Consider the following 3,319-nt stretch of genomic DNA (forward strand, 5'->3'; position numbering starts at 1 on the left):
GATTAAGTTGACTGCTTGCCAGAGGTTAGATACAGTCTCTTTTTCAAGGTCTGATTTTGCTATTTTAGAGTTTAATCGTTTCCCTGCCTTGATGATGCTTAAAAGGGCATCAAGCTGATTTTCATCTTGAGCTACTCCGCCCATAGTGTCCACATTACAGACAACAATTCTGATGGCCTGCTAGCAGTGACGGGCGTGAGTAGAGGATATTAGAGCAAGCTTGGCTTGCTCTATTAACTACGGTAAAGCAGCTAAACAATTGATTGGGTCACACCTAGAGATTTTTAGACTTTTTTTTAGGATCACTGGCACAGCACCCGAAAAATTTCAACAAAACTTAAGATTTTATTCAATAAAACTTAACATAGCTAAAAAAAATATAAAAAAGTAAATCAATAGTAAATCATTGAGTCCAAGTAACTGTGACCCTTTAGGGCAGGGGAATAGCAATCTGAAAAATCTCTAAAGCTTCAGAAATTAAGGAAAAGGCTGGTTACAGTGGTATAGGAATAGAGATGATCTTTGAGATTGGCAATCTTCTACCAACGAAAATGAGCCACTACTCGGGATTTGATTAACTTAGTTTGCATTTTCCTATTGCAGATGGCTATAGCTCAATCGGCTCTTGATCAGAATCAGAATGATGTAACCTCCAACAACCTGACCCAGCCTCAGGCCAGGATTCGGAGCTTGGTGTGGAAAATTGCGATCGCTACCTTGCTGTTGATGGCAGTAGGCAGTGCTACCAGGGTGATGAATGCTGGTCTGGCTTGCCCAGACTGGCCTTTATGCTATGGTCAGCTGGTGCCAAGCCAGCAGATGAATTTGCAAGTATTTTTAGAGTGGTTTCACCGCCTTGATGCTGCCTTGATTGGTATTAGTGCGATCGCTCTCGCTAGCTTATCTTGGTGGCATCGGCGGGATTTACCCAACTGGCTGCCCTGGATATCCACATTTGCTCTAGGGCTAATTATTTTTCAAGGAGTCCTGGGGGGACTGACGGTTACAGAACTGCTCCGGTTTGATATCGTCACTGCTCATCTAGGAACAGCACTGCTATTTTTCTCAACTCTAATCGTGATTGGTACACTGCTGACCCCCTATCAAGGGACAGGTTCAGTTGGGAAGTTACCTTGGCTGAGCTTAACCGCAGTGATTTTTGTTTATCTACAAAGTCTATTAGGTGGACTAGTCGCTTCCCGCTGGGCAGTGCATCAGTGTTTTGGCGGTACACAGCTGTGTACCGTGATGAATAGCCATATTGCTGGTGTGGTGCCAGCGACCGTAGCAACTGTCGCCGTCGTGGTGATAGCATCCCGGACACCAGCCCTACATCCAGTACTGCGAAAGTTAGCTAATCTAGCTGCTAGCTTGGTAGTTTTACAGATACTCCTCGGTGTTGCTACCTTCCGGTTAAGGCTACAAGTGGAACTACTAACTATCTGCCATCAAGCAGTGGGAGCAGCATTATTAGGAGTACTGGTAGGGTTTACAGTCTTCGCTTTACGTGACCGCGCAAGTGTGGAGTGTCAAAGTCAGTATGAAGTATGAAGTGTGAAGGATTAAGTGTGACGTATCCAGTGTGATAGCTGGCAAGTAAACTATCAAGTCCGGTTTTATAAGTTGTAGATCAGCTAAATAGAATCGGAAGATTGAGCCGCTAGGGGATCCCATCTTGAAACTATGATCTGGGGACCGTTATCTACTTGTTGGTCTAATTGTCGGTCTACTTGTTGGTCTACTTGTTGTTGCTAACGATGCTATAGGTGCGCTCTTACCATTAAGAATTAAATTCGCCACGGGTCGCACCTCTGGAAAAGATTAGACCATAAGAAGTATACCATGAATTGGTTGCTCAACAACCCCTATGTTGTTATCTTTCAAACTTCACCCTTGGTCCTTCATCCTTAATGCTTCCTCCTACCCTACGGGAACCCTAAGGACGAACATGCTTAACACTTGAGACTTTTTAGAGAAGGAATTGGTGAATTGAATGCTTGGGACTAGTTTAACCCGTCAACATGAAAACATAAGAGAGGTTATTCAAAGTTACTATCAACTAACAAAGCCTCGAATTATTCCACTACTATTAATTACGACAGCAGCAGGGATGTGGTTGGCATCCGATGGACAAGTCGATCCCATATTATTGCTAGTTACCCTGGTCGGTGGGACTTTGGCCGCAGCATCTGCCCAAGTACTTAACTGCATCTATGACCGTGATATCGACTATGAAATGTTGCGCACCCGCCACCGTCCCATTCCTTCTGGGAAAGTGCAGCCTCGTGATGCCTTGCTGTTTGCGATCGCATTAGCAATACTCTCGTTCACCCTGCTAACAGTCTTCGCTAATCTCCTTAGTGCCTTACTAGCGCTATCTGGCATTATCTTCTATATGCTCATATACACTCATATCCTCAAGCGCCACACTGCCCAAAACATCGTCATTGGTGGTGCAGCAGGAGCAATTCCAGCCCTAGTGGGTTGGGCTGCGGTGACAGGAGAATTGAGTTGGGCCCCTTGGTTACTATTTCTGATTGTGTTCTTGTGGACACCCCCTCACTTCTGGGCGTTAGCGTTAATGATTCACGAGGATTACGCCAAAGTTGGGATACCGATGTTACCGGTAGTAGCTGGTGAAGAGGTTACTGTTCGTCAAATTTGGTATTACACCTTATTAGTCGTCCCCACCTCCCTATTGTTGATCTATCCCTTAGGAGAATCGGGCGTCGTTTATGGAATAGTTGCTATTCTTTTGGGCAGTATTTTTATCAAAAAAGCATGGTTGCTGCTTAAGGAACCTACAGATAATCAACTTGCCCGGTCTATGTTTAAGTACTCAATTCTCTACATGATGTTATTGTGTACCGGTATCGTAGTAGATAGCTTACCGATGACCAGGGAAATTACTGCAACTGTGGCAGAAAATTCCCTAGTTTTGATTCAAGCAATTTCCACAGTATTGGAGCAGGTAAGTATTAACTTAGTTTAGGGTTTTGGCTGGTAAGCTAATGCGCTACGCGCACGCTACGCGAACAGCGATCAGCTATCAGCTATCAGCGATCAGCTAATGGCTACCTCCCAGCGTCGAAGCCTGTTCCACCGCTAAGGGAAGGGCTGATAGCTTAATACTTACGTTTAATGTTACTTACAATAGGGTTGGTGAATTAGCTCAGAGCTGTAACAATTCGCCAACCCTATTGATATTTATACTCTAGGGATCCTAAATCAAGTGTGATAATTTTTGATCCGAATTTCCCTACTCCCTACTCCCTACTCCCTACTCCCTACTCCCTACTCCCTACTCCCTACTCCCTAA

The 3,319-nt window shown here is 44.6% G+C and carries 2 protein-coding genes; both read left to right on the top strand.

What is annotated here, in order from left to right; genetic code table 11:
* The first annotated feature begins 603 nt into the window (after nt 1–603).
* Nucleotides 604–1,551 (top strand): heme A synthase, encoded by a 948-nt coding sequence (locus F6J94_RS32085; protein ID WP_293026522.1) that lies wholly within the window; start codon nt 604–606, stop codon nt 1,549–1,551.
* A 442-nt stretch (nt 1,552–1,993) separates the two neighbouring features.
* Nucleotides 1,994–2,992 carry a heme o synthase gene (locus F6J94_RS32090; RefSeq protein ID WP_293047650.1) on the top strand — a complete coding sequence of 333 codons (999 nt, stop codon included), beginning with the start codon at nt 1,994–1,996 and terminating at the stop codon, nt 2,990–2,992.
* Nucleotides 2,993–3,319 lie beyond the last annotated feature (327 nt).

It is taken from the genome of Moorena sp. SIO1F2 (assembly GCF_010672755.1).
GTDB lineage: Bacteria > Cyanobacteriota > Cyanobacteriia > Cyanobacteriales > Coleofasciculaceae > Moorena.